General features: G+C 70.6%; 20 protein-coding genes. 2 read left to right on the top strand and 18 right to left on the bottom strand.

Features of this window, described 5'->3' with window-relative positions:
- Positions 1-7 precede the first annotated feature (7 nt).
- From topA to OG972_RS22755, 11 genes are all read right to left on the bottom strand, one after another.
- Positions 8-2,887, bottom strand: coding sequence for a type I DNA topoisomerase (topA, locus tag OG972_RS22805; RefSeq protein WP_266984266.1), 2,880 nt, complete (start codon positions 2,885-2,887; stop codon positions 8-10).
- Between the two features lie 334 nt (positions 2,888-3,221).
- The gene (locus OG972_RS22800; RefSeq protein ID WP_266984264.1) at positions 3,222-3,419 is read right to left on the bottom strand and encodes a hypothetical protein; all 198 of its coding nucleotides are present in this window, start codon (positions 3,417-3,419) and stop codon (positions 3,222-3,224) included.
- A 160-nt stretch (positions 3,420-3,579) separates the two neighbouring features.
- Entirely contained in the window at positions 3,580-4,401 is an 822-nt protein-coding gene (locus tag OG972_RS22795; protein WP_266984262.1) for an ABC transporter permease, read from the bottom strand.
- A gap of 49 nt (positions 4,402-4,450) precedes the next feature.
- Complete coding sequence (locus OG972_RS22790) at positions 4,451-5,254, bottom strand: ABC transporter permease (RefSeq protein ID WP_266984260.1); 804 nt, start codon at positions 5,252-5,254, stop codon at positions 4,451-4,453.
- Entirely contained in the window at positions 5,251-6,282 is a 1,032-nt protein-coding gene (locus tag OG972_RS22785; RefSeq protein WP_266984258.1) for an ABC transporter ATP-binding protein, read from the bottom strand. Before OG972_RS22785 ends, OG972_RS22790 begins: the two co-directional genes overlap by 4 nt.
- A gap of 80 nt (positions 6,283-6,362) precedes the next feature.
- The gene (locus OG972_RS22780) at positions 6,363-7,370 is read right to left on the bottom strand and encodes a helix-turn-helix transcriptional regulator (protein WP_266984256.1); all 1,008 of its coding nucleotides are present in this window, start codon (positions 7,368-7,370) and stop codon (positions 6,363-6,365) included.
- 28 nt (positions 7,371-7,398) lie between these two features.
- The gene (locus OG972_RS22775; RefSeq protein WP_266984254.1) at positions 7,399-8,910 is read right to left on the bottom strand and encodes a class I SAM-dependent methyltransferase; all 1,512 of its coding nucleotides are present in this window, start codon (positions 8,908-8,910) and stop codon (positions 7,399-7,401) included.
- An 80-nt stretch (positions 8,911-8,990) separates the two neighbouring features.
- Entirely contained in the window at positions 8,991-9,617 is a 627-nt protein-coding gene (locus OG972_RS22770; protein WP_266984253.1) for a small secreted protein, read from the bottom strand.
- Positions 9,618-9,918: 301 nt separating this feature from the next.
- A complete protein-coding gene (locus tag OG972_RS22765) occupies positions 9,919-12,351 on the bottom strand; it encodes a sodium-translocating pyrophosphatase (protein WP_266984251.1) in 2,433 nt (810 codons plus the stop codon).
- 287 nt (positions 12,352-12,638) lie between these two features.
- Positions 12,639-13,091 (bottom strand): ATP-binding protein, encoded by a 453-nt coding sequence (locus OG972_RS22760; protein ID WP_266984249.1) that lies wholly within the window; start codon positions 13,089-13,091, stop codon positions 12,639-12,641.
- Between the two features lie 404 nt (positions 13,092-13,495).
- Positions 13,496-13,849: an STAS domain-containing protein gene (locus OG972_RS22755; RefSeq protein WP_003967428.1), complete on the bottom strand. Its 354-nt coding sequence runs from the start codon at positions 13,847-13,849 to the stop codon at positions 13,496-13,498.
- Positions 13,850-13,927: 78 nt separating this feature from the next.
- Here OG972_RS22755 and OG972_RS22750 point away from each other — a divergent pair, with 78 nt between their 5' ends.
- On the top strand, positions 13,928-16,453 hold the full coding sequence (locus OG972_RS22750) for a DEAD/DEAH box helicase (RefSeq protein WP_266984247.1): 2,526 nt from the start codon (positions 13,928-13,930) through the stop codon (positions 16,451-16,453).
- Here the strand turns inward: OG972_RS22750 and OG972_RS22745 are convergent.
- The 7 genes from OG972_RS22745 to ssd form a co-directional block, all read right to left on the bottom strand.
- Positions 16,347-16,727 carry an Rv3654c family TadE-like protein gene (locus OG972_RS22745; protein ID WP_323135953.1) on the bottom strand — a complete coding sequence of 127 codons (381 nt, stop codon included), beginning with the start codon at positions 16,725-16,727 and terminating at the stop codon, positions 16,347-16,349. The genes OG972_RS22750 and OG972_RS22745 overlap by 107 nt on opposite strands.
- 137 nt (positions 16,728-16,864) lie before the next feature.
- Positions 16,865-17,266, bottom strand: a complete 402-nt coding sequence (locus tag OG972_RS22740; protein ID WP_266984245.1) for a TadE family type IV pilus minor pilin — start codon at positions 17,264-17,266, stop codon at positions 16,865-16,867.
- Positions 17,253-17,462, bottom strand: coding sequence for a DUF4244 domain-containing protein (locus tag OG972_RS22735; RefSeq protein WP_266984243.1), 210 nt, complete (start codon positions 17,460-17,462; stop codon positions 17,253-17,255). Before OG972_RS22735 ends, OG972_RS22740 begins: the two co-directional genes overlap by 14 nt.
- Positions 17,463-17,518: 56 nt before the next feature.
- Complete coding sequence (locus tag OG972_RS22730) at positions 17,519-18,322, bottom strand: type II secretion system F family protein (protein ID WP_266984241.1); 804 nt, start codon at positions 18,320-18,322, stop codon at positions 17,519-17,521.
- Positions 18,319-19,200 (bottom strand): type II secretion system F family protein, encoded by an 882-nt coding sequence (locus OG972_RS22725; RefSeq protein ID WP_266984239.1) that lies wholly within the window; start codon positions 19,198-19,200, stop codon positions 18,319-18,321. The genes OG972_RS22730 and OG972_RS22725 overlap by 4 nt, the downstream gene beginning before the upstream one ends.
- On the bottom strand, positions 19,197-20,345 hold the full coding sequence (locus OG972_RS22720) for a TadA family conjugal transfer-associated ATPase (RefSeq protein WP_266984238.1): 1,149 nt from the start codon (positions 20,343-20,345) through the stop codon (positions 19,197-19,199). The genes OG972_RS22725 and OG972_RS22720 overlap by 4 nt, the downstream gene beginning before the upstream one ends.
- A complete protein-coding gene (ssd, locus tag OG972_RS22715; protein WP_266990663.1) occupies positions 20,342-21,403 on the bottom strand; it encodes a septum site-determining protein Ssd in 1,062 nt (353 codons plus the stop codon). Before ssd ends, OG972_RS22720 begins: the two co-directional genes overlap by 4 nt.
- A 568-nt stretch (positions 21,404-21,971) precedes the next feature.
- Between ssd and OG972_RS22710 the strand changes: the two genes are divergently transcribed.
- Entirely contained in the window at positions 21,972-22,811 is an 840-nt protein-coding gene (locus OG972_RS22710) for an HAD family phosphatase (protein ID WP_266984237.1), read from the top strand.
- Positions 22,812-23,288 lie beyond the last annotated feature (477 nt).

The raw sequence follows: 23,288 nt of genomic DNA, 5'->3' as shown, positions 1-23,288 counted from the left end.
GGTGCGGTCAGTCCTCCACGGGCGACGCGGTCGTCTTCTTCGCCGCCGCTGTCGTCTTCTTCGCCGCCGCTGTCGTCTTCTTCGCGGCCGTCGTCTTCTTCGCGGCGGTCGTCTTCTTGGCTGCCGCGGTCGTCTTCTTGGCTGCCGTCTTCTTGGCCGTCGTCGCCTTCTTCGCGGGCGCCTTCTTCGCCGGGGCCTTCTTCGCCGTCTTCTTCTTGGCGGGTCCCTTGGCGCGCTTCTCCGCAAGGAGCTCGTAGCCGCGTTCCGGCGTGATGTCCTCGACGCTGTCGTCGGTCCGCAGCGTCGCGTTCGTCTCACCGTCGGTTACGTACGCGCCGAAGCGCCCGTCCTTGACGACGACCGGAGCACCGCTCACCGGGTCCGTGCCCAGTTCCTTCAGCGGCGGCTTGGCGGCGGCGCGGCCGCGCTGCTTGGGCTGGGCGTAGATCGCGAGGGCCTCTTCGAGTGTGATGTCGAAGAGCTGGTCCTCGGACGTCAGCGAACGTGAGTCCGTGCCCTTCTTCAGGTACGGACCGTAGCGCCCGTTCTGCGCGGTGATCTCGACACCCTCGGCGTCCTCGCCGACGACCCTCGGCAGCGACATCAGCTTGAGCGCGTCCGCCAGCGTCACCGTGTCCAGCGACATCGACTTGAAGAGCGACGCGGTCCGCGGCTTCACCGCGTTCTTGCCGGTCTTCGGGGTGCCCTCGGGCAGCACCTCGGTGACGTACGGGCCGTAGCGCCCGTCCTTGGCGATGATCTGGTGCCCGGTGACCGGGTCCGCACCGAGTTCGTAGTCACCGCTCGGCTTGGCGAGCAGCTCCTCCGCGTACTCGACCGACAGCTCGTCGGGCGCCAGGTCCTCCGGCACGTCCGCGCGCTGGTGACCCTCGGCGTCCTTCTCCCCGCGCTCGATGTACGGGCCGTACCGCCCGACGCGGAGCTTGATGTCGTTGCCGACGGGGAAGGAGGAGATCTCCCGGGCGTCGATCGCGCCGAGGTCGGTGACGAGCTCCTTGAGACCGCCGAGGTGGTCGCCGTCGCCGTTGCCCGCGGCGGAGGCCGCGCCACTGACGGTGTCGTCGCCCTCGCCGAAGTAGAAACGCCTCAGCCACGGCACGGACTGGGCCTCACCCCGCGCGATGCGGTCGAGGTCGTCCTCCATCCGCGCGGTGAAGTCGTAGTCGACGAGCCGGCCGAAGTGCTTCTCCAGCAGGTTGACCACGGCGAAGGAGAGGAAGGACGGGACGAGCGCCGTGCCCTTCTTGAAGACGTAGCCGCGGTCGAGGATCGTGCCGATGATCGAGGCGTACGTCGACGGGCGGCCGATCTCGCGCTCTTCCAGCTCCTTGACCAGCGAGGCCTCGGTGTAGCGGGCCGGGGGCTTGGTGGCGTGGCCGTCGACCGAGATCTCGTCGGCGGACAGCGCGTCGCCCTCGGCGACCTGCGGCAGCCGACGCTCACGGTCGTCGAGCTCGGCGTTCGGGTCGTCGGCGCCTTCGACGTACGCCTTCATGAAGCCGTGGAAGGTGATCGTCTTGCCGGACGCGGAGAACTCGGCGTCGCGTCCGTCGCTCGCCCGGCCGCCGATCTTCACGGTGACCGAGTTACCGACCGCGTCCTTCATCTGGGAGGCGACGGTCCGCTTCCAGATCAGCTCGTAGAGCCGGAACTGGTCGCCGGCCAGACCGGTCTCGGCGGGCGTGCGGAAGCGGTCGCCGGAGGGGCGGATCGCCTCGTGCGCCTCCTGCGCGTTCTTGACCTTCCCGGCGTACGTACGCGGCTTCTCCGGCAGGTAGTCGGCGCCGTACAACTGCGTGACCTGCGCCCTCGCCGCGGAGACCGCGGTGTCGGAGAGCGTCGTGGAGTCGGTACGCATGTAGGTGATGAAGCCGTTCTCGTACAGCTTCTGCGCGACCTGCATGGTGGCCTTCGCCCCGAAGCCCAGCTTCCGGCTCGCCTCCTGCTGGAGGGTCGTCGTACGGAACGGGGCGTACGGGGAACGCCGGTACGGCTTCGACTCGACGGACCGCACGGCGAACGCGGAGTCGGCGAGCGCGGCGGCCAGGGCCCGGGCGTTCGTCTCGTCCAGGTGCAGCACCTGGCCGGAGCCGGATTTCAGCTGTCCGTCCGGACCGAAGTCGCGGCCCTGGGCGATCCGGCGGCCGTCGACCGCGCTGAGGCGGGCGGTCAGCGTCGACGGGTCGGAGGCGTCACCGGTACGGCCGGTGGCAAAGGCGCCGGTCAGGTCCCAGTACTCGGCGGAACGGAAGGCGATGCGCTCGCGCTCCCGCTCGACGACGAGGCGGGTGGCGACGGACTGGACCCGGCCCGCCGAGAGTCGCGGCATGACCTTCTTCCACAGGACCGGCGAGACCTCGTAGCCGTAGAGGCGGTCGAGGATACGGCGGGTCTCCTGGGCGTCGACCATGCGCTGGTTCAGTTCGCGCGGGTTGGCGACGGCGGCCTGGATCGCGTCCTTGGTGATCTCGTGGAAGACCATCCGGTGGACCGGGACCTTGGGCTTGAGCACTTCCTGCAGGTGCCACGCGATGGCTTCGCCCTCGCGGTCCTCATCGGTGGCGAGGAAGAGTTCGTCGGACTCGGCCAGCAGCTGCTTGAGCTTTCTGACCTGCGCCTTCTTGTCCGCGTTGACGACATAGATGGGCTGGAAGTCATGCTCGACGTCGACGCCGAGCCGACGGACCTCGCCGGTGTACTCGTCGGGAACCTCTGCGGCGCCGTTCGGCAGGTCGCGGATGTGCCCGACGCTTGCCTCGACGACGTATCCGGGGCCGAGGTAGCCCTTGATCGTCTTCGCCTTGGCAGGCGACTCGACGATGACGAGTCGGCGGCCGCCCTGTGCGGTCTCGCTGGTCGGGGACAACTTCGCTCTTCTCTCCGGTCGACACTCGATGGGCATCCGGGCAGCGCGATGACGCTGCCGACGGTGCTGTCGCTGCGGAGTGTGACGGTACAACCCGCCCCCGTGTCAAACGGCAAAAGCCCGCAACGGCCACTCGAACGGTAACCCGACTTCCGCCATTCCTGCCGCCCGGAGTGCCCGATACGCGGCGTGCACGGTCGCTGCCTGCGGGTTTCGCAGCGCGGTGGCGGTACTGCGGCCGCCCGAGGAGAGGGGCGGGACAACCGGGCGTGTTCACGTCCCGGGCCGGGTGATCACACGGCGGCGACGCGGGTGGCGAGGCGGCAGCCGTGGATCAGATGCGGGTGAAGCACCCCACACCGAGGACGAGGAAAAGTACGCCGAACAGAGTGGCGAGTGTGGCGGAGACAACGGGGCGCACCCTGTACGCCACCGGCGCGCGGTGCACGACGCGCGCCCCCGTCCAGACCAGCAGCGCGGTCCCGAACAGCGCGAACGTCGTTCCGGCGAATACCGCAGGTCCGCTCTCCATGCCCGTACGCCTCTCCGTGACCGCCCGGCCCGGGGCCGCTGCCCGCGTCGAGTCAGGGGGAGGCTGTCACTCGGGGGCGACACCGGTGCGAACCCCGGGTGAACTCCAGTGCCACGGTCCACGGGGTCGCGCTCCGCCCGGGCCGCGCTCGTTGGCCGGATCACATCAGGTCGAGGGTCGCGCGACGCCGACTGCCGCGTTCGAACACGGCCAACAGGACCACGGCGAGCACCGCGTATCCGGCCCCCGTCGCCAGCTCGGCGCCGAGCCGTCCCCGGTCGAGGCCGCCACCTGCGGACAACTCCCGCGCGGCCTCGGCGGCATGGGTCAGCGGGAGAACGTCCCCGACGGCCCGCATCCACTCCGGCAGGGTCTCGCGCGGCACATTCGCGCCGGTCAGCAGCAGGAGTACCGAAGCGGCCACATTGGACACCAGGAACACATCGCGGAAACGCAGACCCAGCGCCCCGAGGGCGAGGCCGAAGACGGAACACCCGGCCGAGGCGGCGAGCAGCACTGCGGCAAGACCGGGCAGCGCACCAACCGGAATCCGCAGGCCCAGCAGGAGAGTGGCGACGGTGAGCGTGAAGACACTGATGAGGAGGCCGTTCAGTACGTACGGCAGGGCGCGCCCGAACCAGAGCGGAGCCCGGTGCCGAGGGCTCAGCAGCACCGCGCCGAGCGTGCCGTAACGACGCTCGTTGGCGACGGCCATGGTGCCTCCGTAGACGCAGGCGGTGGAGGCGGAGACAACGGCGTTGCCCAGCAGGTAGAAGCGGTCGTCGGCGACCCTCAGTTGCCGTCCGAGGAAGACGAAGAACAGCAGTTGCAGCAGCGGGCTGACCAGCAGGGTGCCGATGAACATGGGCGGCGTCGTCCAGTTGAAGAGTGCCCGGTAGGAGATGGCGCCGCCGACCACGACGAGGCGCAGCGTACGGACGACCCTCCGGGTGAGGGCGCGGGAGAGGGAGAGGAAGGACATGCGGGAACTCCAGGGCTTCGGGGCTGTGGGGCTGACCGGCCGTCCGGCTTCAGGCGAGGGAGAGCGTCGCCGCGGCCCGCGCCCGGCGTTCGACCCGCCCCAGGACCAGCACGGCGATCAGCGCGTAGAACAGGCCGAGGGCGAGGGCCACGGCCATCGGGGCCAGCACCTCACCGGCGGACGGGCCACCGGAGGTCGCCGCGTGCACGGCCCGAGAGCCCCAGGTGGTGGGCAGCGCCCAGGAGACCGGACGCGTCCAGTCAGGCAGCACGGTGATGGGCACGAGCATCCCGGACAGCAGCCACACGGGCGCGTCCAGCGGGTTGGCGAGGGCGTTGGCGTTGCGCAGCAGCACGAACGTGGCGGCGAGGAGCAGTCCCATCATCCCGAGCGACAGGACGCACACCGGTACGGCCACCAGGAACAGCACCGGGTGGGCGAAGTCGAGGGGCACGTCGAAGAGCACAGTGCCCCAGATGACGGTCGCACCCATGGCGTACGTGCCGATGACGGCCGTGGCGAGCGTGATGGGCAGAAGGACGAGAGGGAGCGGCGTGGGCGAGCTGACCAGCGTCTCCAGGGTGCCGAGCCAGCGCTGGTTCTGCACGGCTCCGCCCGATCCGAAGAGCACCGAGGACCAGATGCCCATCAGCCCCGCTCCGACGGCAGCCGTCAGCAGCCGGTCGGGGTCGTCAGCGGCACGGAAGAGGTAGACGGCGAGGGTCGCGTACACGAGGGGAACGAGAACGGCGAAGGTGATTTCGAGCGGTGAGCGGCTCATGTACGAGACATGGGTACGTACGCCGACGACGGTCAGGCGCAGAATCCGGGGCACGGTCGTCATCGTGGTCATGCCACGACCTCCTCGGACCGGTCGGCGGCCGCGGCCCCGGGCCCACGGTCCGCACCACTCTCCGACTCCTCGACGATCGCGATGTACGCGTCCTCCAGGGTGGGTTCGCGCGTGACGACGCGTCCGATCCGGATCCCGTCGAGCGCGGCCAGGACCCGTGAGTGCAGATCGGCGCCCCGCTCCGTCTGCACCATGACGGCCTGCCGGCTGCCGCGCTCCTCGGCAGCCACTCCGCGCACCCCGGGGAGTTCCCGGATGCGGTCGAGGTGCTCGTCGGCCGCTCCGTATGCCTCGATTTCCAGGATGTCGCGCTCCTGGACCCGGGACTTGAGCCGGTCCGGGGTGCCGAGCGCCTGGATCGTGCCACCCGCGATCACCGCGATCCGGTCGCACAACTCATCGGCCTCGGCCATGTAATGGGTGGTGAGCAGGACGGTGGTGCCACCGGTCCGCAGATCGGCGACGGTGCGGCGCAGATCGCGCGCCGCCACCGGGTCGACGCCGATGGACGGCTCGTCGAGGAAGAGGACATCGGGCTTGTGCAGCAGGCCACGGGCGATGTGCAGGCGTTGCCGCATCCCGCGCGAGTAGCCCTCGACGCGTTCCTTCTCCCGGCCGGTCAGACCGACCAGATCGAGGAGTTCGGCGATCCTGCGCCTCTGGTCGCGCGGTTCGACCCCGTACAGCTCGGCGAAGTAGCGCAGGTTGTCGAGGGCGGAGAGCCGGTCGTACAGGCCCCGGTCGCCGCCGAAGACGTAACCGATCCTGCGGCGTACGGCGACGGGGTCCGACGCCACGTCGTGGCCGAGGACCCGGGCCGTGCCGGAGGTGGGCAGGAGCAGGGTGTTGAGCATCTTGATGGTGGTGCTCTTGCCCGCTCCGTTGGGGCCGAGCAGTCCGAACAGCTCGCCGCGCGCCACCTCGAAGCTGACGCCGCGCACGGCTTCGGTCACGGTACGGCGGGGGCGCAGAAAGCCGGTGCGGCTGCTGTAGGTGCGGCGGAGATTCTTCGCCTCGATCGCAAGCATGGCGGGGACGCTAGGCCTGCCCGTACCGCACCGGCCATCGATTCGGGGGCGGCCGAATCGTCGCTCACGCCCCGGTCCGGTCAGGACACGGCGCGCAGCACGTCCTCGCCCGAGAGCAGCGCGAGCAGCGCCCGGCCGGTGTCCGTGAGCTGGTAGTAGACGCTGCGCCCGACCCGGTGGCGGGTGACGACGTCCGCCTCGGCGAGGACGGACAGGTGCTCCGAGACCGTGCTCGGCGCGAGCCCGAGCCGGTCGGCTATCCCGGCCGTGGTGAGCGGCCCTCCGAGCTGGCGCAGCACCGATGCCCGGCCCCGCCCGAGCAGCACACCGAGCCGGTCGGTTGCCTCCGGTCCGGCCCCGGCGGGTTCGCGGAGCGCGCCCGCGCCGCGGGCCTGGAAGGAGACGGCGATGACCTCGGGATCGTCGGTGGAGTAGAGCCGGCAGCCCTCGGCGAAGACGAGCGGTACCAGCAGGAGCCGCCGCTCGCCCGCCCGGTACTCGGCGTCGATGTGCTTGGTCAGCTCAAGGACCGGCGGCGTCCACCGGGCCCGCGCCTCCAGCCCGGTGAAGAGCGCATCGATGCCTTCGGTGGCGAACGTCCGGGCGCGGATGAGGACTTCGTCCTCGACGAGGCGCCGCACGGTCGACCAGTGCGGCTCCATCGCCCCTTCCCAGTACGCGGCGTAGGAATCCGCGAGCGCGGCGCAGGCCGCCTCCGGATCCGCCAGGTAGGGCCGGATGCGCGGATGGTCCTCGAGTCCCGGATAGTGCTCCTCGACCCCGGCCCGTACGACCTCGGGCGGCGTGGCCCTGATGATGTCCAGCTCCGTCTCGACGGACGAGGCGCCGACCGGCCGGGGGAGCAGGAAGTCCGGGAAGCTCAGCGGGCCGTCGGTCAGCAGCCGCAGCGCCGCGGTCCGGTCGTCCTCGCGCAGCACTTCACGGGCCCGTCCGACCCACTTCTCGTACGGCCAGGAGGGCTTGCGGTGCGGCTTGGCCAGATGCAGGCTGCAGAAAGCGTCCCACAGTGGGCTGATGGCGATCCGGGTCGCGCCGAGCGCCGCCTCGTCCAGCTCGATCCGGATCACCCGGCGGTCACCGTCCGCTCCGCGCTCATCAGGCCTCCCCCACCGGATCCAGGAACCCTTCCTCCACCAGGAGCCGGATCGCCTGCGGGGTACGGTCGCGCAGCAGTACCGGGTCCTCGTTCATCAACTGGGCGATCGCGTCCAGGATCCGGCCCGCGGGCAGCGTCCCGTCACAGACGCCCGCGAAACCGGCACCGACCGCGTCGACCTTCGTCGCGCGCCGCATGCCGCGGTTCTGACGCAGCACCACATGCTCGGGGTCCTCCGCGCCCGGCAGTCCGACCTGCTCCTGCATCACTTCCGGAGCGAGCGTGAAGTGGTCCGCGAGCAGCGCCGCGTCATCGTGCGTCCGCAGATAGTCCTGGCGCGCGAAGTGGGCCTCCACGGCCGCACCGAGCGGCTGTTCCACCGGATGCGGCCACTCCTCGATCACGATCGACGGATTCCCGTCGGCCGCGGCTGCGGACTTCCGGAGCGTGATCCAGCCGAAGCCGACGCCCTTCGTCTTGCGGACCTCGAACTCGTCCAGCCAGGCGTCGTACCGTGCGGCGTACTCCGCGGGGTCCGTACGGTGGTCGCCGCTGTCGCGCAGCCACAGCTCGGCGTACTGCGTGACGTCCTGCACTTCGCGCTGGACGACCCAGGCATCGCAGTCGCGCGGCACCCAGGAGCGCAGCCGGTCCTGCCACTCCTCGCCCTCGACGTGCTGCCAGTTGGCGAGGAATTGCGCGTATCCCCCCTCGTTCAGCCGGTCGCCGGCCTGCTGCACCAGCGTCCGGCACAGGTCGTCGCCGCCCATGCCGCCGTCGCGGTACGTGAGACGGGCGCCCGGCGAGATGACGAACGGCGGATTCGACACGATGAGGTCGTACGTCTCGGTGCCGACCGGCTCGAAGAGCGAACCCTCGCGCAGATCGGCCGGGGCGGCACCGGATAGGGCAAGGGTCAGCCGGGCAAAGGCGAGGGCGCGGGGGTTGAGGTCCGTGGCCGTGACCCGGATGGCGTGCTGCGCGGCGTGCAGCGCCTGGATGCCGGAGCCCGTACCGAGATCGAGCGCGGAGGCGACCGGCGTACGGACGGTGATCCCGGCGAGTGTGGACGACGCCCCACCGACGCCGAGGACCACCCCCTCCTCGTGCGAACCGATGCCACCAGCGCCGCCGACCGCACAGCCCAGGTCGGAGACGATGAACCAGTCCTGCCCCTCGGGCCCGCCGTACGGCCGCACATCGACGACGGCCCGCACCTCCTCGCCCGCGCGGATCACCCAGCCGTCCTCGACACACTCGTCCAGCGGGAGCGCGGCGCGGGCCCGCTCGTACGGGACGGGGCGCTGAAGCAGGAAGAGCCGCACCAGCGTGTCGAGCGGGGAGTCGCCACGGGTGGCCCGCAGTGCCGGAACCGTCTCGCTGCGGGCGAGCGCGGCATAGGCGGGCGCGCCGAGCAGGTCGAGAAGCCCGTCGGCGGTGAAGGCGGCGGCAAGCAGGGCTTCGCGGAGCCGGGGCGAACGGTCGGGCGCGGGGAGACTGGTCGTACTCACCCGCCCATTGTGGCCGCTCCCACCGACAACGGCAGCGGCCCGGCAGCATCGGAGCTGCCGGGCCGGTCGTACCGCCGTTGTCAGGGCTTCTTGCTGGGCGACGCGGAAACCGACTTCTCGGGGGTCTTCGACGGCGTGGCGGCCGGCGGGACCGAAGCCGTCGGCTTCTGGCAGCCCGGCTGCTTGGCCATCGCGATGCCGACCTTGCCGGACTGGAGCTTCTTCAGCGCCTGGTCACCATTGGTGCTGATCTTGTTCAGCTCGTCGGCGATGCCCTTCAGGCCGTCGGCGAACTTCGCCTGGTCCTTGATGTCGAGCGCGTCGACCTTCTTCTGCAGTTCCGCGTAAGCGGCCGAGGAGGCGATGAGCTCCTTCACGGCCTCCTTGTGCGTGGTCGCGCCGTTGTCGACCGGCGGTGCACCCGCCGAGTCCACAGCTGTACCCAGCGCCTTGTACGCCTGCGAGATCTGCTGGAAGGCGGCCGAGTCCGTCTTCTGGACAGCGGCGGGCTTGCTGTTGTCGGCGGTCTGCTGCTGGATGGCGGCGTTGGCGTTCGCGATCTTCTGCAGCTGGGGCTTGACCTGGTCACAGACCTTCTTGGCCCAGTCGTTGACCTTGTTGTCGCTGCCGCTGTCGTCGCTGCAGCCCGACAGCGTAAGTACCAGTACCGCACCGCCGGACAGTGCGGCTGCAAGCTTCTTGTTCACCGGATCGGTCCCTTCCAAGGCTCTCGGCCCCGGAACTTACACGCCAAATGACCTCCATCCGGGTGCCGGGCATCCGATGGATGACCTTTTGTAGCCATTTGCACCAAGGGAAATGAGGGAGATACAACTCACGCGCGAACGGGTGAACGCGCGCGGCAGCCGAACGGCAAACGGGTGGACAGCGCAACAGGATGCACCGTCCACCCGTTCTTTGACCAGGTCATGCCCTTGCTTGATCAGGCGCTGCCCCGGGTTGATCGCGAACAGCCCGCGAGCTGCCACCCCCTACCCTGTACCCGCCTCATGAAACGGCAGCCGGATCGGTCGACTTGGCAGTCGCGCCGCCGTCGTCGTCGGAGTCGTCCTCGTCGCCCACGGCGATCCCGCGACGCTTGGAGACATAGACCGCGCCGACGATGACGGCGAGGGCGAGCACCGCCACCACCGCCCGCACGCCCGCGCTCGCGTCCGCCCCGTAGCTGAACTGCACCACCGCCGGCGCGATGAGCAGCGCCACCAGGTTCATCACCTTGAGCAGCGGGTTGATCGCCGGTCCCGCCGTGTCCTTGAACGGATCGCCGACTGTGTCGCCGATCACGGTGGCGGCGTGGGCCTCGCTGCCCTTGCCGCCGTGATGACCGTCCTCGACGAGCTTCTTGGCGTTGTCCCACGCGCCTCCGGAGTTGGCGAGGAAGACGGCCATCAGCGTCCCGGTGCCGATCGCGCCCGCGAGGTACGAACCGAGCGCCCCGACACCGAGGGTGAAGCCCACCGCGATCGGCGCCAGCACCGCGAGCAGCCCGGGCGTGGCGAGCTCACGCAGGGCGTCCTTGGTGCAGATGTCGACGACGCGCCCGTACTCCGGCTTCTCGGTGTAGTCCATGATCCCGGGGTGCTCGCGGAACTGCCGTCGCACCTCGTAGACCACGGATCCGGCGGACCGGGACACCGCGTTGATGGCCAGACCGGAGAACAGGAAGACGACCGCGGCCCCGAGGATCAGCCCCACCAGGTTGTTGGGCTGCGAGATGTCGAGGCTGAGAGTCATTTCCCCGGCCTTGGCACCCACGTCGTCGACCGCCGTGGCGATCGCGTCGCGGTAGGAGCCGAAGAGCGCCGACGCCGCCAGCACGGCGGTGGCGATGGCGATGCCCTTGGTGATGGCCTTGGTGGTGTTGCCGACGGCGTCCAGATCGGTGAGGACCTGGGCACCGGCGCCCGTGACGTCGCCGGACATCTCGGCGATGCCCTGCGCGTTGTCGGAGACCGGTCCGAAGGTGTCCATGGCGACGATGACCCCAACGGTGGTGAGCAGCCCGGTCCCGGCAAGGGCCACCGCGAAGAGCGCCAGCATGATCGACGTACCGCCGAGCAGAAACGCCCCGTAGACGCCGAGGCCGATCAGCAGCGCGGTGTAGACGGCGGACTCCAGACCGATGGAGATCCCGGCGAGCACGACGGTGGCCGGGCCGGTCAGGGAGGACTTGCCGATGTCCTGGACGGGGCGCCGGCCGGTCTCGGTGAAGTAGCCGGTGAGCTGCTGGATCAGCGCGGCCAGCACGATACCGATGGCGACGGCGACCAGGGCGAAGACCCGGGGGTCACCACTGTGCGTTGTGATCGCGCTGTCGGTGACGCCGTCCAGGTCGGCGTACGAGGACGGGAGGTAGACGAAGACGGCCACCCCCACCAGGACGAGCGAGATCACCGCGGAGATGAAGAAGCCTCGGTTGATGGCCGTCATCCCGCTGCGGTCGGCGCGCCGCGGGGCGACCGCGAAGATGCCGATCATCGCGGTGACCACGCCGATCGCCGGCACGATCAGGGGAAAGGCCAGTCCGGAGTCGCCGAAAGCGGCCTTGCCGAGGATGAGCGCGGCGACGAGCGTCACGGCGTACGACTCGAACAGGTCGGCCGCCATGCCCGCGCAGTCGCCGACGTTGTCGCCCACGTTGTCGGCAATGGTGGCTGCGTTGCGCGGGTCGTCCTCCGGGATGCCCTGCTCGACCTTGCCCACGAGGTCGGCACCCACATCGGCGGCCTTGGTGAAGATGCCGCCACCGACCCTCATGAACATGGCGATGAGCGCGGCACCGAGCCCGAAGCCCTCGAGCACCTTGGGCGCGTCGGCGGCATAGACGAGAACCACGCACGAGGCGCCGAACAGCCCGAGTCCCACCGTGATCATGCCGACCACGCCACCCGTGCGGAAAGCAATCTTCATCGCCCGGTGCGATACGTCGGTGAGATCTTTTTCCGGTTCGCCTTCCGCCGGAGTCGCCTCACGCGCGGCGGCGGCCACCCGCACATTGCTGCGGACGGCCAGACGCATGCCGATGTATCCGGTGGTCGCCGAGAAAAGCGCACCCACCAGGAAGAACAGCGACCGGCCGGCGCGCTGCGACCAGTTGTCGGCCGGAAGCAGCAGAAGCAGGAAGAAGACCACGACGGCAAAGACGCCGACAGTGCGCAGCTGCCGGGCCAGATAGGCGTTCGCGCCTTCCTGGACGGCTGCCGCGATCTCCTTCATGCGGTCGGTGCCCTCGCCGGCCGCCAGCACCTGGCGGACCAGCAGTCGGGCGACGATCAGTGCGGCGATGGCGACGATCGCGATGACGATCACGATGACGCGGTTGTCATCGGTGAGTACCGCGGCCGCGAGAGAGGTGGGTCGGTCGGAAAGTGCGGAAACTTCGGGCAGTTCTGCCAGTGGTGTGTTGATGAAGCCCGCCATACGTCCTCCTTGACGCTCAGCGCTCAAGACGTGGACGGATTGTAGGGAGCAGAACCTGATCAAAACAGTCCGCGGTAAATGTAAATCGCCTTTACCCGCCGATCGGTAAATGATCGCACCCTCGGATTGCTCCGAATGCAGTAATGGGGCAGAAGCATTGTCCGTAGATCACTGATCAAGCAGGAATGAAAAAAGGCCCTGCTCGGCAGGGCCTCGGAGAGTGGATCAGGAGTTACGGATCGGGGCGGCGCCGCGACGGGCCGGCCCGCTGTGACGCCTCCGGCGCCTCAGGGATGCAGTGTTGCGGGCGTCTTCGGCCAGCTCATGCGGATCACTCCGCCGTCGGTTCCCGATCTGACTTCCACATCGTCGACGAGGCCACTGATGACCGCGAGCCCCATCTCGTCCTCGCTGTCGGCGTCGGTCTCGGTATCCGGTTGGCCGGGCCCCGCGCCGGGCGCCTCGGCTGCTCCGGCCTCACCGCCGGGGCCGGGCACCTCGTCGCCGACCTCGATGGAGAAGGACTTCTCCTCCTCGGTCAGGACGACCTTGACCGGAGCGGTGATGCCGTGGTTGCGGTGCAGCCCTACGGCGCGGCTGCAGGCCTCGCCGACGGCGAGTCGGACCTCGTCGAGCACTGCCTCGTCGACCCCGGCCCGGCGCGCCACAGCGGCCGCCACGAGGCGGGCCGTCCTGACGTGTTCGGGCTGGGCGCTGAAGCGGAGTTCAACGGTGGCCATGCGATCCCCCTCAGACGTACGGGCGTGCATCTCAGGGGCCCGGGCGCAGTGCCCGGTACCCCCGCTCTCTCTTCCTCCGGAAGCCGGAAGAGCCACCGGCCCCCGACAGCCGGCGTGCGACCGACGGCAGTCGGCTCACCGACCCGCCGACGGGTCACCCCGTCGACGCCCGGAAGCCGTCCGCGCCGATGGCCGACAGCCCGCTGCCGGGCGTGTCGCAGCCGACGGCCCGGCCCGGCTGCCGGAATGCCGATGACCCGGCACCACGACTTCCACCGAACCAGCCGTCCGCCGAACGGGCCGCAGTCCGGCCCGGCTGTGCCCCGGACCGGCCGACTGCCGGACCGACCGACTGCCGGACCGACCGGCGGCTGCCGGCCGATCCGAAAGCAGGCGGTCTACCGTCAGTCGGTGGCCGCGACAGCCTCGTCGACCGTGGTGTGGATCGGGAACACCTTGGTCAGACCAGTAATCCGGAAGATCTTGAGAATGCGCTCCTGGTTGCAGACCAGGCGCAGTGAGCCCTCATGGGCCCGGACACGCTTCAGGCCGCCCACGAGCACGCCGAGGCCGGTGGAGTCGAGGAAGTCGACACCTTCCATGTCGACAACCAGGTGGTAGCTGCCGTCATTCACCAACTCGACCAACTGCTCGCGCAGCTTGGGCGCGGTATACACATCAATCTCGCCACCGACCTCGACGACCGTACGGTCGCCACCAGGGCCGGACACATTGCGAGTCGACAAGGACAGGTCCACGGATCCTCCAGCACCTTGCTATCGAGCGGTCGCCCCTCGGTCTCCCCGACGGAGCCAGGGGACGGATCGCCAGCCGCGATGGCATTCAATCACTTACCAGCAGCCATGCACGACGCCTTGGGACCATTGTCCGTCACGGCGGTGACACACTCGGTGCCGATGGCCAAGAATCACCGCCCCAGTCGACCACCCGAGAGCAGGGACTCCCGCCCCTCTCCCGCCATGGTCCTCGACCGGCTCGCCACAGCGGCGGGCCGGTCCGCGCGCATCACTCATACGGAGCACTTGCCCCCGCGGACGGGTGCCCATGCCATCTGGCCCGATCGCATCCGGCCGGAAGTGATCGCCGCTGTCCAGAAGGCCGGTATCGACCACCCGTGGGCACACCAGGCGGCCGCCGCGGAGCACGCCCTGGACGGCGAATCCGTCGTGATCGCCACCGGAACCGCCTCCGGCAAGTCGCTCGCCTATCTGGCTCCGGTCCTCAGCGCCCTGCTCGACGGCTCGGAGGCCCCCAACGGCCGTGGCGCGACCGCCCTGTACCTGGCTCCCACCAAGGCGCTCGCCGCCGATCAGCGGCGTTCGGTCAAGGACCTCGCGGCTCCGCTCGGCAACGCGGTCAGGCCCGCGGTCTACGACGGCGACACTCCGGTCGAGGAACGCGAATGGGTACGTCAGTACGCCAACTACGTCCTGACCAACCCCGACATGCTGCACCGCGGGATCCTCCCGTCCCATCCGCGCTGGTCCTCCTTCCTGCGCGCCCTGCGCTATGTCGTCATCGACGAGTGCCACACCTATCGCGGCGTCTTCGGCTCCCATGTCGCCCAGGTGGTGCGCCGACTCCGCCGCCTGTGCGCCCGATACGGAGCCGATCCGGTCTTCCTGCTCGCCTCGGCGACCGCCGCGCAGCCCTCGGTCGCCGCGGGGCGCCTCACTGGCCTCCCGGTCATAGAGGTCGCCGACGACGCCTCGCCCCGCGGCGAGATGGTCTTCGCCCTGTGGGAGCCACCGCTGACCGAGCTGCACGGCGAGAAGGGCGCCCCCGTACGCCGTACGGCCACCGCCGAGACCGCCGACCTCCTCACCGACCTGACCGTCCAGGGCGTCCGCTCGGTCGCCTTCGTGCGCTCCCGGCGCGGCGCCGAGCTCATCTCCGTCATCGCCAAGGAACGCCTCGCCGAGGTGGACCGCTCGCTGCCCGCCCGGGTCGCCGCCTACCGCGGGGGCTACCTCCCCGAGGAACGCCGCGCCCTCGAGCACGCCCTGCACTCCGGCCGGCTGCTCGGTCTCGCCGCCACCACCGCCCTCGAACTCGGTATCGACGTCTCGGGCCTCGATGCCGTCGTCATCGCCGGTTACCCCGGCACCAGGGCGTCGCTGTGGCAGCAGGCGGGCCGCGCCGGGCGCTCCGGCCAGGGCGCACTGGCCATCCTGGTGGCCCGCGACGACCCGCTGGACACCTTCCTCGTCCACCATCCCGAGGCTCTGTTCCAGCAGCCCGTGGAATCGACCGTTCTGGACCCGGACAACCCGTACGTCCTCGCCCCCCATCTGTGCGCTGCAGCCGCGGAGCTTCCGCTCACCGAGAGCGACCTGGAGCTGTTCGGGCCGGCCGTGGCCGAGCTGCTGCCGCAGTTGGAGGCCGCGAAGCTGCTGCGCAAGCGGGCGTCGGGCTGGCACTGGACCCGGCGCGAGCGGGCCGCCGATCTCACCGACATCCGTGGCGAGGGCGGCCGCCCGGTCCAGATCGTCGAGGAGGGCACCGGCCGGCTGCTGGGCACCGTCGACGAGTCGGCCGCGCACACCGCCGTCCACGAAGGGGCTGTCCACCTCCACCAGGGCCGCACCTATCTGGTCCGGAAACTGGATCTGGAGGACTCGGTGGCGCTGGTCGAGGAGGCCGGTCCGCCGTACTCGACGACCGCCCGTGACACCACCTCCATCACCGTCCTGGAGACCGATACGGAGATCCCCTGGGGTGAAGGAAGGCTCTGCTACGGCTCCGTGGAGGTCACCAACCAGGTCGTCTCCTTCCTGCGTCGCAAACTGATCACCGGCGAGGTCCTCGGCGAGACCAAGCTCGACCTGCCGCCCCGCACGCTGCGCACCCGCGCGGTGTGGTGGACGGTCACCCAGGACCAGCTGGACGCCGCCCGCATCAACCCGGAGATCCTCGGTGGCGCCCTGCATGCAGCCGAACACGCGTCGATCGGGCTGCTGCCCCTGTTCGCCACCTGCGACCGCTGGGACATCGGCGGCGTCTCCGTACCCCTCCATCCGGACACCCTGCTGCCGACGGTCTTCGTGTACGACGGTCATCCGGGCGGCGCCGGATTCGCCGAGCGCGCCTTCCACACCGCCCGCAGCTGGCTCACCGCCACCCGCCAGGCCATCGCGTCCTGCGAGTGCGAAGCGGGCTGCCCGTCGTGCATCCAGTCCCCCAAGTGCGGCAACGGCAACGACCCGCTGCACAAGCGGGGGGCCGTACGCCTCCTCACCGAACTCCTCCGTTCCGCCCCGGCGGACCGGGAGCAGGCGGGGGAGCCGCCGAGCCCGGAAGCGGACCGGGACCGCCCGTCGGAGGGCCCGCCCGGGACCTGACCTCGGGTGCGTACGGCCCGACCCGCACCCGGGCCGTCACATCGGCGATCTCCCCCCGCACGGCGCACCGCACCACCGCCGCACCCTGCGCCTCGGCCACCTCCGCGGCCGCCCTGCACGCCGCCTCGGCCCCGTGCAGGGCCCGGTCGGCGGCTGCCAGGGCCGCCAGGTCCGCCGCCCCGCCGGCCCGGTGCCGAGCGACCACCACCTGGCCGAGCGCAAGCACGGCCGCGAACACCGCGCCCAGCGCTGCCGTGGTCACCGCCACCCACACCGTCGCCACCCCCCGATCACGCCCCTCCCCACACCCGCGCGAACCCACCACCCGCAACGCCCGTCGGACCCGCCTCACCCACGAGATCAGTCGCACCCGTCGCTTCCGTCGCAGGGGCACCGCCCCGATCGCCCCCGTCACGGCTGCGCCCCCAGCGTGTCCTCGGCCATCGCTGCCGCGTCCGCTCTCAGCGTCAGGGCCAGCGCACCCGGTCCGGGCGTCGGCGATGCCACCCGTACCCGCCACAGCTCCCCGGCCCGTTCCACCTCCACACGCGCCCGGTCGGGTGCCACCGAACGGGCGACGGCCAGCACCTGTGCCTCGGGCTCGGACCGGGCCGCCGCCCGCGCCCCGGCCCTTGCCGCGTCCACACACCGGATCTGGGCAGAGGCGGCCATCAGCGCCCAGAGGAGAGCCAGGGCGAACAACACCAGCACCGGGATCACCATGGCCGCCTCCGCCGTCACCGCACCCCGGTCTCCTCCTCCCCCTTCGCGGTCCCCGACCCCGCTCCCCGAACGCCTCTCAGACCTTGACATCGAGGGCGTCCGTGAGAATCGACTGCAGTGCCGCCATGACCGGCGGACTCGTGACCACCTTGTAGAGCACCGCCGCCAGCGCGCAGGCGGCGATCGTCCCCACCGCGTACTCGGATGTCGTCATCCCGCGGTCCGTCCGGACTCGGCGCGCCACACCCCGTACCCAGCCCCTGATGCGCTTGATTTGCCCTGCCATGTCATCCCCCAGAAGTGTTCTTTTCGACCGCTTGGTTACTCATTCAATGGTTTTGTTCATCGGCTTTGCAGGAGTCCGTTCGCCAGGCCGATGACCACCGGTGCCACACCGACTGCCAGGAAGGCGGGCAGAAAGCAGAGCCCCACCGGAGCTGTGATCAGTACGCCGGCCCGCTGGGCGCGCGCCACGGCCTCGCTCGACCGTTGCGCCCGCATCGCCTCGGCCAGCCGGGCGACCGGTTCCGCTGCCGGAGCCCCGGTCGAACCCGCCCGGTCCAGACAGCGGGCCAGCGCGCCGGCTCCCGGTATCTCGCCGAACCTCCCCCAGGACACGGCAGGTTCGCCGCCCAGCCGGATCTCCGCCGCCGTCCGTGCCAGTCGTTCCCCGACCGGACCGCCCAGCGACTCCCCCACCGCCTCGGCCGCTTCCCTCGGGCCGGCTCCGGCGGAGATGCACGCCGCCAACAGGTCGGCCGCCAATGGGAGCCGGCATTCGGTCTCCGCCGCTTCCGCAGCGGAAACGGCGGGTCTGCGCCGATGCCGCGTCTGCTGCCACCGCCATGTGCCGTACGCCGCCACCAGTCCGACCGCGCACCCCCACGGACCACCGACGAGGAACCAGCCCGTCACCGCGGCACCCAGCAGCACGGCCCAGTTCTTCACCCGGGCCCCGGACACCGGTCGCTTGCGCCGTCGCCTCCCGGCGTCGACCGCCAGCAGCACCGCGCCCCGGCGGCGCACCACCCGACACCGCCTCCGCCCGGCCAGGCAGACGGCCAGGTATCCGACCGCGCCCAGGGCGACCGCCACCGGAACCGGCCCGCGGACGATGTGCACCACCGCGCCGGCCCCTTCGCTCATGGCCCCTCCCCCGCCCGTACGATCCGGCCGGCCCAGCAGAGACCGGCCGTCTCCAGCAGCCCGCCCGCCAACAGGCAGACCAGCCCGGCCGGACTGTGCAGGAGCACCCCCAACGGGTCGGCCCCGAGCGCCGCCCCCAGCCCCAGACCGAGCACCGGCAGCAGAGCCAGCACGGCCACCGTCGACCAGGCCCCCGCCAGCTGCGCCCGCAACTCCTCCCGCCGACGCCGCTCGGCCCGCAGCGCGCCCTCCAGGCGGTCCAGACCGGCTGCCAGCCCCGCCCCGCCGTCGACCGCCACCCTCCAGCAGGCCGCCACCCCGGCAAGCCCCTCCAGCCCGGGTTCGCGCGCCGCCTGTCCGAGCGCCCCCGGCACATCGCCACCGAACCGCGCCGCGGCCGACACCGCGGCCTCCGCCGCACCCATCGCCCCCATGCCACGCACCGCCACCAGCAATGCCTGCCCCGGCTCGTGCCCGGCCCGCAGTTCGCCCACCACCGCACCGCACAGCGCCACCACGGCATCCGCCCGGCGCTCCCGCTCCTGCCGCCCGGCCCGCTTCCGAAGCCATCGCCGCACCAGCGGTACCGCCAGCGCCCCCGCGACCACCGGCAGCACGGACTCGCCCAACACAGCGAGAAGCAACGCCACCGGAAGACACAGCCACTCCCGCCGCTCCCGGAACATCCCCGCGCACCACAGCCGGACCCGGTCCCGGCCGATCAACGGCTCCGGCTCCAGCACCGAGCCGAGGAACAACACCTGCGCCCGCCGCGTTCCTCGGCCCCGCCCCACCATCAGCCAGGCCGCGGCCCCCGCACACACGGCCGACGCATACGTCGCGCACTCCGGCGCCCCCGCCGCCGTGCCGCCGGTCACAGCGCGCCCCCGATCAGAGACCGCAGCCGCTCCCGGCCCCGCTCGTGGACAAAGCCGTCGGCGCCCCACCGCAGCGCCGGGACGGTCACCACCAGCCCGGCCGCATCCCGCTCCAGCACATGCACCTCGGCGATCCGGCGTACCGCGGCCCGGTCCCGTACGAGATGGACCACCACCGACAGCGCCGCCGCCAGCTGACTGTGCAGCGCCACGCGGTCAAGACCGGCTGCTGTTCCCAACGCCTCCAGCCGCGCCGGGACATGCTCGGCAGCGTTGGCGTGAACCGTCCCGCAGCCACCCTCATGGCCGGTGTTCAGCGCAGCGAGCAGTTCGGTGACCTCGGCGCCCCGCACCTTCCCGACCACCAGGCGGTCGGGCCGCATCCGAAGCGCCTGCCGCACCAGGTCCCGCAGAGTCACCCGTCCGGCACCCTCCTGGTTGGCAGGGCGTGACTCCAGCCGCACCACATGCGGATGGTCCGGCCGCAGCTCCGCCGAGTCCTCGGCGAGCACGATCCGCTCCCGCTCCCCGACGGCACCCAGCAAACTCGACAGCAACGTGGTCTTCCCCGCCCCCGTCCCGCCACTGATCAGGTACGAGACCCGGGCCTCGACCAGCGCCCGCAGCACCCGGTCACCACCCGGCGGTACGGTGCCCGCCGCGACCAACTCCGCGAGCGAGAAGGCCCGGGGGCGCACCACCCTCAGCGACAGACAGGTGGAACCCACGGCCACCGGCGGCAGGACCGCATGCATCCGGGTCCCGTCCGGAAGCCGCGCGTCCACCCAGGGCCGCGCATCGTCCAGCCGCCGTCCCGCCACCGCCGCGAGCCGCTGCGCCAGCCTGCGCACCGCCGGAGCGTCGCGGAAGGTCACCCCGGTGAGTTCGAGCCCACTGCCCCGGTCCACCCACACCCGGTCCGGTGCGGAGACCAGCACATCCGTCACCGCCGGATCGGCAAGCAGCGGTTCCAGAACTCCCGTACCGACAAGTTCACCGCGCAACTCCTCTGCCGCGCCGAGGACTTCGGCATCACCGAGAAGCCTTCCCTGGGCGCGCAGCGCGGCCGCCACTCCGGCCGGGGTCGGTGCGGCGCCGCTCTGCGCAAGCCGCTGCCGCACGGCATCGAGGAGCTCGTCGGTCATGACGCACCTTCCCCATCGGGGCCCGCGCCGACTCCACCAGCAAGCGCCCGCTCCCAGAACGCCGTACAGAATCTGGCGAGCGGCCCGCGGGCACTGGAGCCGGGCGGCGCTCCGTCGTCCTGAGCAGCCAGCAAGCCTGATTCCAGTGGGAGTTCACCGGCGAGCGGCAAGTCGAGCGCCTGCGCCACCCAGCGCTCGTCCAGCCCCGCCGCGTAGGGGCCGCGTGCCACCACCCGCAAGTCGCCCAGGACCATCCCGGCCATCGACGCCACGCGTTTTGCCGCCGCGACCGCCCGCAGTTCACCGGGGACCACGAGCAGCCCGAGGTCCAGCTGTGCCAGCGCCTTCGCCACCGACTCGTCGATCCGGCGCGGCAGATCGACGACCACCACCCCGCCGAGCCTGCGGGCGGCCGCCAGCACCGCCTCCATGGCCTGCGGTGGGATGACCACCCAGTCGTCACGCCCCCAGCTGAGCACCCGCAGGCCGTGCAGTGCGGGCAGCGACTCCTCCAGGGCACCACCGCCAACCCGCCCTTTGGAATGGGCGAAATCCGGCCACCTCATTCCCTGGGCCCGCTCGCCGCCGAGCAGCACATCGATGCCACCGCCCAGCGGATCGCCGTCGATCAGCATCGTCCGCCGCCCGGCCCTGGCCGCGGTCACGGCGAGAGCACAAGCCAGCGTGGACGCGCCGGCGCCGCCCCGCCCGCCGATCACCCCGACAGTGAGAGCGGGCCGCCCCACCCCCTCCGCCGCATTGGCGATCTGATCGACGAGCCAGTTCTCGGCATCGGGCAGCCGCAGGACATATTCGGCCCCGATCTCGACGGCCTGCCGCCAGACATCCGGCGCGTCCTGGTCGTGCCCGACGAGCATCACGCCCTGTCTGCGCAGCGCTCCGCGGCATCGCGGAGCCGCATCGTCGCCCACCAGGACCATCGGAGCCTGCTCCCAGCCGCCCCTGCCTTCGGGCACCGTGTGGTGCACCTCGGGCTCCGCGCCGGCGGCCGCGCACAGCCGCAGCAGATCGTCGAGCAGTTCCACATCCTCGGTCACGATCAACGGTCCGCCCCGGCGTTCTCCGACGAGCTGCAGACGATCCCGTGCGATGGATTCAGCCACGATCTCCGCCCCCTTCTCACTGCACCTTCACCGCGGTTTCGCAGCGATCTCGGAGCGTTCCGAGATCGGCGATATCCGGAACCCGCGGACTTCACGGGTGGAATCACCGTGCAGCGCTTCGGAAAATCGTGTGGATCTTGCTCTAAAACTGTGGACAACTCCACCGTTGTGAATATCTCGGTCACCCAAACCGGCGACTTCCGGAGAGCAGCACTTCCGTTACACACTGTGACGACAGGGAGTCGTGCAGGAGGGCCGAAAAGACAGGCCGTCGCGGCCGGGAAGGAGACAGAATGCTTGATTCCGAGCGGCAGAAACGCGTCCGGACATGCGACGACCCCCGCCGGGGGGGAGAGCGGGGGTCGTCCCCACGGCCGACTCGGGGGGGGAGGAGTCGGACCGGGTTAGCACGGTCGCGAACGATCCGTGACTTCCATGGTGTACCCGAGAGCCTTCTCAGGCAAACCCGTGCACCAGAGTTTACGCCGAATGGTGGGCCCCTATGCTCTGCCTTGTGGAAAACCACTCCTTGCCGCGCACAGCAGCCTTCTTCGACCTGGACAAGACGGTCATTGCGAAGTCATCGACTCTGACCTTCAGCAAGTCCTTCTACCAAGGCGGACTGATCAACCGCCGTGCCGTACTGCGCACCGCGTACGCACAGTTCGTGTTCCTCGCCGGGGGCGCAGATCACGACCAGATGGAGCGGATGCGCGAATATCTCTCCGCGCTCTGCAAGGGCTGGAACGTCCAGCAGGTGAAGGAAATCGTCGCCGAGACCCTGCACGATCTGATCGACCCGATCATCTACGACGAGGCGGCGACCCTCATCGAGGAGCATCACACCGCCGGACGCGATGTGGTCATCGTTTCCACCTCGGGCGCCGAGGTGGTCGAGCCGATCGGTGAGTTGCTGGGCGCCGACCGGGTCGTCGCCACCCGGATGGTCGTCGGCGACGACGGCTGTTTCACCGGAGAGGTGGAGTACTACGCATACGGGCCGACGAAGGCCGAGGCGGTCAAGGCGCTCGCCGTGTCCGAGGGGTACGACCTCTCGCGGTGCTACGCATACAGCGATTCCGCGACCGATGTACCGATGCTGGAGTCCGTGGGCCACCCGCACGCGGTCAATCCGGACCGCGCGCTGCGGCGTGAGGCGACGCTCCGGGAGTGGCCGATTCTCGTCTTCAACCGCCCGGTCCGACTCAAGCAGCGGCTCCCCGCCTTCTCCATGCCGACGCGCCCGGCACTCGTCGCCGCGGCGGCGGTGGGCGCGGCGGCCGTCACAGCGGGGCTGGTCTGGTACACCTCGCGTCGGCGCACGACCACAGCATCCGGCTGACCTCCTGCACCCGGCCCGGGCCCCGAGCCCGGCCCACACCCGAACGCGCCCTCGGCCGCCGTTCCGGGACGTGGGCCGGGGTGTCGGCCACTCACGTCCGACACCCTCCGCCGGCGTCCGGATTCCGCCCCCAACCACCCGCCCGGCTCGCCCGTATTTGAACGCAAAAGTAAAGAAGTACGGCCAGCACTACCGCTTGCCCTGGCTCTGGAGTACAAAGGACTCAACGGCCCGCGAGACCAAGGACATCCGAAAGGATTACCTGATAACGCAGAGAAGGCCCCACGGACCGAGCATGAATACCCAGCACCCACGCGACGTCGACCCGTCGATTACGGGCCAGCCGCACCAGGGAACGGGCTGAGTTCCCGACCTGATGGGCAATTTTCGAGGACGCATGGTAACTGGGTGGACGTGCCAGCGGCGGTACCGAGGACGGTACCGCCGCAACCCTTTTATCGGGAAGTGAAGCTGACG

It is taken from the genome of Streptomyces sp. NBC_01669, assembly GCF_026339735.1.
Classification (GTDB): domain Bacteria; phylum Actinomycetota; class Actinomycetes; order Streptomycetales; family Streptomycetaceae; genus Streptomyces; species Streptomyces yanii.
The sequence above is the reverse complement of the archived record's forward strand: the minus strand, read 5'-3'. Positions and strand labels throughout refer to the sequence as shown.

Excerpts from the sequence above, each read along its gene's own strand:
- OG972_RS22800 (WP_266984264.1), bottom strand. The coding sequence starts at position 3,419 with ATGGAGAGCGGACCTGCGGTATTCGCCGGAACGACGTTCGCGCTGTTC.
- OG972_RS22795 (WP_266984262.1), bottom strand. The coding sequence starts at position 4,401 with ATGTCCTTCCTCTCCCTCTCCCGCGCCCTCACCCGGAGGGTCGTCCGT.
- OG972_RS22790 (WP_266984260.1), bottom strand. The coding sequence starts at position 5,254 with ATGACCACGATGACGACCGTGCCCCGGATTCTGCGCCTGACCGTCGTC.
- OG972_RS22785 (WP_266984258.1), bottom strand. The coding sequence starts at position 6,282 with ATGCTTGCGATCGAGGCGAAGAATCTCCGCCGCACCTACAGCAGCCGC.
- OG972_RS22765 (WP_266984251.1), bottom strand. The coding sequence starts at position 12,351 with ATGGCGGGCTTCATCAACACACCACTGGCAGAACTGCCCGAAGTTTCC.
- OG972_RS22760 (WP_266984249.1), bottom strand. The coding sequence starts at position 13,091 with ATGGCCACCGTTGAACTCCGCTTCAGCGCCCAGCCCGAACACGTCAGG.
- OG972_RS22750 (WP_266984247.1), top strand. The coding sequence starts at position 13,928 with ATGGCATTCAATCACTTACCAGCAGCCATGCACGACGCCTTGGGACCA.
- OG972_RS22740 (WP_266984245.1), bottom strand. The coding sequence starts at position 17,266 with ATGTCAAGGTCTGAGAGGCGTTCGGGGAGCGGGGTCGGGGACCGCGAA.
- OG972_RS22735 (WP_266984243.1), bottom strand. The coding sequence starts at position 17,462 with ATGGCAGGGCAAATCAAGCGCATCAGGGGCTGGGTACGGGGTGTGGCG.
- OG972_RS22730 (WP_266984241.1), bottom strand. The coding sequence starts at position 18,322 with ATGAGCGAAGGGGCCGGCGCGGTGGTGCACATCGTCCGCGGGCCGGTT.
- OG972_RS22720 (WP_266984238.1), bottom strand. The coding sequence starts at position 20,345 with ATGACCGACGAGCTCCTCGATGCCGTGCGGCAGCGGCTTGCGCAGAGC.
- OG972_RS22710 (WP_266984237.1), top strand. The coding sequence starts at position 21,972 with ATGCTCTGCCTTGTGGAAAACCACTCCTTGCCGCGCACAGCAGCCTTC.